The sequence below is a fragment of the Neoroseomonas rubea genome (genome assembly GCF_016106015.1).
In the GTDB taxonomy this organism is placed as follows: domain Bacteria; phylum Pseudomonadota; class Alphaproteobacteria; order Acetobacterales; family Acetobacteraceae; genus Neoroseomonas; species Neoroseomonas rubea.
Window position 1 is genome coordinate 1 of the sequence record NZ_JACADQ010000312.1, and the last position, 5,061, is coordinate 5,061.

Genomic DNA, 5,061 nt, shown 5'->3' on the forward strand with positions numbered 1-5,061 from the left:
CGGCGCGCGCGGTTGACGATCAGCGCGGCCAGGCCCTCGATCGCGCGGACAGGGCGGCCCGCGGCCTCCCCCCACAGCGTCAGGGCGAGCACCTCGGCGGCGCTCATTCCCGGTCCTCCGCGCGCCGCGCGGCCTGCGCGACGGCGATGCTGGCGCGGGAAACCTCCTCGATCTTCGCCTCGATGCGCACGAGGTGGTCGGAGATGCGCCGGTCGAGGTCGCGGATAAGGGACAGCGGCACGTAGGTGCGCGCGACCTCCAGCTTGAACTGCGCGAGGTCGTCGCGCGTGCGCGTCAGCGCATCCGAATCGCGCTGGTCGCCGCGCTCGATGCGCGCCTGCATGTCGCGCCGGAGCCCGTGGATCATCCAGAAGAGCGCGGCGACGACCGGCGCCTCCACGGCGGTGATCCACCAGAGCGGTTCGATCTGGATCGGCATGGTGATGCCTCCTGCTTGCGGACTTGAAGGAAGGCGCCGGCTTCCCCACCCTTGGGCCGAGCCCCGGGGAATGCGCGCCGCCATGTGGAACGAGCCCTATCTCGAGACCTGCTGCCGCTCGGCCCTGCACCGGCTGACGCTGGTGGGGCCGCATGGCCGCCCGCCCGGGCTGAAGGACGGGCCCTGCCTCAATCGCCTCACCGCGATGGGCCTGGCCCGGCCGCGGGAGGATGGACGCTTCGAGATCACCGAAGCCGGCCGCGACCGGCACGGCAGCGAAATCCTGAAGCGCCGCGCCGCGTAGATCAGCGCCAGTCCGGCCGCCGCGGCGGCGGCCGCGCGCGCACGAGCCGCACCGGGTCCGCCAGCAGGCAGCCGGCCACGGCATCGAGCGCATCGTCCCGCACGCCCGCGGCACCGGGCCGCCATTCGGCCATCTCGGCCGCGAAGGACGTGCGATAGACGCTGTCATGCGCGTGCAGCCGCCGCGCGGCCAGTGCGGGTTCCAGCGCGGCGAGGATGCGGTCCTCCTTCGCGCGGCTGCTCGCATGGTCGATCACGGTGCAGGCGACGCTTTCCTCGGCCAGCACGCGGCGCAACAGCGCGGGCAGGAATTTTCCCAGCCCGTTGGTCTCGACGCGCACCGCGGGCAGCAGCGTCTCGGCCAGCAGGCGGGCCACCGCACGGCATTGCTGCGTCGCCGGATCCTCCGCCGCCGCCGGGTCCTGCACGAGATAGGCGAGGCGATGAAGGAAGACGCGCCCTTCCCCATCCGCGTAGCAGCAGGCCAGCACCGAGGCGTCGCCGCCATCGGGCCGGCCATAGGCCGGGTCCCAGAAGGCGCCGCCGGAGACGAGCCGGTGCCCCAGCAAGGTCATCACGCCCCTGCCCTGCGCCTCCCGCCAGTCGGGCTCGGCCGCGTAGCGGATGATGGCGGCGGGATCGAGCCGCACCGCGCCCGACGGCACGGGCTGCAGCAGCATCTGCCGGCGGAACTGCGTCGGCCCGACGCGGTCGCGCAGCGCCGCGATCGCATCGCGCGGGAAGCGCTCGGGCCAGGCGGAGGCACCGGCGGCGTTCATCACCGGCAGCACCAGGCGGCGGTAGCCCGCCAGGAAAGCGCCGTCCTCGCGCGCATCGCGATAGAGGCTGTCCTCGCAATGCGGCGTGCCGACGAACAAGATGGTGCCGCCGGGCACGAGGATGAACTCCGTCTCCGCCAGCCGCTCGCGCAGCTCGGCGCGCTTGGCCGGCGTGTCGCAATTGCCCGCGACCTCGACATCGTCGCAGACGATCACCTCGGCCCGGTTGCCGGTGACGTTGCCGCCGATGCCCTGTGCGAGCATCGACGGGTCGCGCAGCGCGCCGTCGCGGGCCACGGTGAAGCGGTCCGCGGCCCAGGCCTCGGCCGTGCCGCGCAGCAGATGCCGGCACAGCGGGTGGCGTTCGACGATGCGCCGGACATTCGCGACCATCTTCGCGGCCAGCGGCGCATCCGCCGCGAGCACGAGGATGCGTGTCTCCGGCCGCCGCGCCAGCAGCCAGGCGCACCACAGGCCGATCAGGGTGGACTTGCCGCAGCCGCGGAAGGCCATCAGCAGCAGGCGCGTGTCGCCCGTCGCCTGGCGCGCGTCCAGCCAGCGCGCGATGCGCCGGTGAATCGACGGCGTCTCGTGCCGCTGACGGCGGTTCCAGATCCAGACGAATTCGAGAAAGGCAGGGTCAGCACTCCCCTTCACCGGCATCCACGGGGTCCTCCGGGGTTTGCGCGAGCGCCGCGCGGGCTTCGACCAGGATGGTCGCCGCCTCCTCGGCCTCGATCGCCGGCGCACCCAGCGAGCGGCCGACCTTGATGAGCAGCTCCAGATGCGACAGCGCGGCCTTGCAGCCCGCCTGGTAGCTGGCGAAGGCCTTCGACCCGTCCTCGATCGACGGATCCGGGCCGGCGCGCAGGAAGCGCAGATAGTCGCCCACCACCATGTCGAGCGCGCCGCGCAGCGCGGGCCCGTGCGGGACGACGTCGCGGCCTTCGGTCACGTCTTCACCACGCGCGCACGCACCGTCCCGGCGCCGAGGTCGATCGCGCCACCGCTGCGGTTCCAGGCGGTGACGGTCACCACATCCGTCGCCCCCACCTGCGCGAGGAAGACAACGCCGGAGGTCGCGAGCGAGAAGGCCGCGGAGGCGAAATCGCCCGGCCGCGCCCCCGGCAGCGCCAGGTTGAGCTGCGCCGTGGCGCCGGCGGCGAGCGAGGGCGGATCCCACGCCGCTTCCGCCGTCAGCTCGCGTGCGCCATGCGGCAGGTCCGGCAGGCCGAACAGCAGCGGCGGCGCGTGCAGCGGGTCGCAGGCCAGCCGCATCGCGCGTACCTCATAGTCGGCGCCGATGCGCGCCACGCCGATGATGGCGAAGGCGATCTGCGGGGCGAGGCGCACCACCTGCGGCCGCGAGAAGGTCGCGTCCAGCATGTCCGCCGTGCCCTGCCACCAGCGCGCCGTCGCGTTCCAGGCCATGGACTGGCCGGAGGCGAGCACGAGCGGCGCGCCGGCATCGGACAGAAGATTGCCCGCCGCGTCGAAGCCCATGACGACGAGCCGCGGCGCATCGGCATCGACTGCGAGGGCGAAGTCCCGGCAGCCGCGCGCATCGACCACGAAGCCGAGGCCGCGCCCGCCGGTGAGCAGCACGCCGCGATCGGTGAAGCCGTAGCCGGCGAGCGCGGGGAAGGCGAACTCCGCAAGCGTCGATGGCGTGCCTGCCACGTTGGACGAAAGACAGGCGAGCCGCTCGAACCCCCATTCGGTGTTCGACCAGCGGATGCGCGCGGCGCGGAGATTCGCGACCGCGGCGACCTCCCGCGTCGCCTCGCGGAAGGCGGCCGCCTGGTGGAAGCGGCGCAGCGCGGCCCCGGCGCGCGTCGCACCCGGCGCGTAGTCGACATCCACCTCATAGGCCTGGGAGGCCCAGGCGACCTCGTACACATGGTCCTGCGCCGCGCCGGTATGGCGCGCGACGAAGGGGCTGCAGCCTTCCATGCGCAGCCCGCGCACCCAGACGGCGCGGCTGCTGACCTCCGAGAGGAAGGGGATGCCGCTGATCGGCCGCCCTTCCGCGCGGAGCTCGAAGTTCGGCCCGTCGAACAGGTGCCGGTTGTGCGCGATATAGGCGCCGGGCGCGGCGGAGAAGCGCACACCGAAGCGATCCGTATTCACGTTGACGGTGCTGCCGATGGTGAAGTGGCCGCCGATGTAGCGGACGGAGGTGTTCCACCCCGCCGCCGTCTCGGTGCGGATGTCGAGGCCGATGCGGCTGTTGCCGATACGGCCGAGGATCAGCGTCGTGTCCTCGAAGCCGCGCTCGACGCCCAGGGTGCGCACGCCGATGGTGAAGCCCTCGACCTGGCGGATCTCGACGAGCGAGGCATCGAGGTTGCGCAGCAGCAGCCCGATGTCGCCCTCCTCCGTCCAGTCGGAGATGGTCGCGCGCAGCACGCGCAGACCTTCGTAGCGCTTGGCCGCGTTGCGCACGGCCGCGCCGTCGCCGAGCGTGAGCGCGACGGTGCCCGCCGGACCGGCATAGAGGATCGCGCCCTTCATCGTCAGGCCCGCGGCACCTTCGCCGAGCGTCAGCGGCTGGGTCGTGCGGAAGGTGCCCTCCCCGATCTCCAGCATGCGGCCCGACGCCGTCGCGGCGGCCATGGCGGCGGCGAGCGCGGGCCCGTCATCCGTCACGCCGTCGCCCGTCGCGCCGAAGTCGCGCGCGGTCAGCCGTTCGGCGAGCTTGTCCTCGACCGTGCGCGGCACGCCGCCGGGGAAAGGCACGCCGAGGCTCGCCGTGCCACGCTCGAACACCGTCACGTCGCCCAGGCTGTCGAAGCCGAGCACGCGGTCAGCACGCGCGGCGCGCACGGGCAGCGTCAGCGCGCCGCCATCCGCGGGGCCGACGCGCAAGGCGTTCGCGACATCCTCGGCCACCTGCTGAAGTGCGGCGACCTGGTAGTCGAGCTCGTCGTTGAGGGAGCGCGCGCGCAGGATGCCGTTGTCCTGGAAGTCGGTCAGCCGCGCGAGGGCGAGCCGCCGGCGCAGCGTGACGCGCGTGCCGGATGCGGGGGCTTCGGAGAGCGTGACGGTGCCGCCATCGGATCGCCCCGCGCCGGTGACCTCCGCGCCGCCGGTCAGCAGGGCGCCGTCAAGCCGGATCTCGAGATCCTCCGGCGCGAAGATCGCAAAGGGATAGGGAAAGGCGGACTGCACGCCATCCGCGACGTATTGGACGCGCGGCGCCACATCGCCGATCGTGATGTGTTCGGCCATCGGGAATCCTCGGGGGTCTGGAGGGAACGGCGGGTCAGTCGAGCAGGCTGCGCACGGCGCCGCCGAGGCTCTGCCCGGCCCGCAGGAAGGCGGTGAGGCTGCCATCGGGCGTGAGCAGCGAGCGCCGCCCGGCGGCCAGCCGCGCCTGCGTCACGGCGGCCTCCTCGGCCGCATCCTGCGCGGCATCCTGGCGCAGCCCGGCCGCAAGCGCGGCGGCGGACCCTTCGTCCGGTGCCACGCCACCCGCGGCGAGCCGCGCGCGCACGGAGGCGATGGTGCGCGCCAACGCCTGGGCGCGTTCGCGTTCCC

General features: G+C 73.4%; 5 protein-coding genes and 1 pseudogene. 1 reads left to right on the top strand and 5 read right to left on the bottom strand.

Features of this window, described 5'->3' with window-relative positions:
- Nucleotides 1–103: 103 nt before the first annotated feature.
- On the bottom strand, nt 104–439 hold the full coding sequence (locus HW577_RS20510) for a hypothetical protein (RefSeq protein ID WP_198377982.1): 336 nt from the start codon (nt 437–439) through the stop codon (nt 104–106).
- 82 nt (nt 440–521) lie between these two features.
- Here HW577_RS20510 and HW577_RS20515 point away from each other — a divergent pair, with 82 nt between their 5' ends.
- Complete coding sequence (locus tag HW577_RS20515) at nt 522–743, top strand: hypothetical protein (RefSeq protein ID WP_408639544.1); 222 nt, start codon at nt 522–524, stop codon at nt 741–743.
- A gap of 1 nt (nt 744) precedes the next feature.
- Here HW577_RS20515 and terL read toward each other — a convergent pair whose 3' ends face one another.
- The 4 genes and pseudogenes from terL to HW577_RS20535 all read right to left on the bottom strand — a co-directional run.
- The gene (gene terL / locus HW577_RS20520; RefSeq protein ID WP_198377984.1) at nt 745–2,184 is read right to left on the bottom strand and encodes a phage terminase large subunit; all 1,440 of its coding nucleotides are present in this window, start codon (nt 2,182–2,184) and stop codon (nt 745–747) included.
- Complete coding sequence (locus HW577_RS20525) at nt 2,162–2,476, bottom strand: hypothetical protein (RefSeq protein ID WP_198377985.1); 315 nt, start codon at nt 2,474–2,476, stop codon at nt 2,162–2,164. Before HW577_RS20525 ends, terL begins: the two co-directional genes overlap by 23 nt.
- Nucleotides 2,473–4,752 carry a phage tail fiber domain-containing protein gene (locus HW577_RS20530; protein WP_198377986.1) on the bottom strand — a complete coding sequence of 760 codons (2,280 nt, stop codon included), beginning with the start codon at nt 4,750–4,752 and terminating at the stop codon, nt 2,473–2,475. The genes HW577_RS20525 and HW577_RS20530 overlap by 4 nt, the downstream gene beginning before the upstream one ends.
- A gap of 34 nt (nt 4,753–4,786) precedes the next feature.
- Nucleotides 4,787–5,061: pseudogene (locus HW577_RS20535) on the bottom strand (hypothetical protein); the annotation flags it as partial.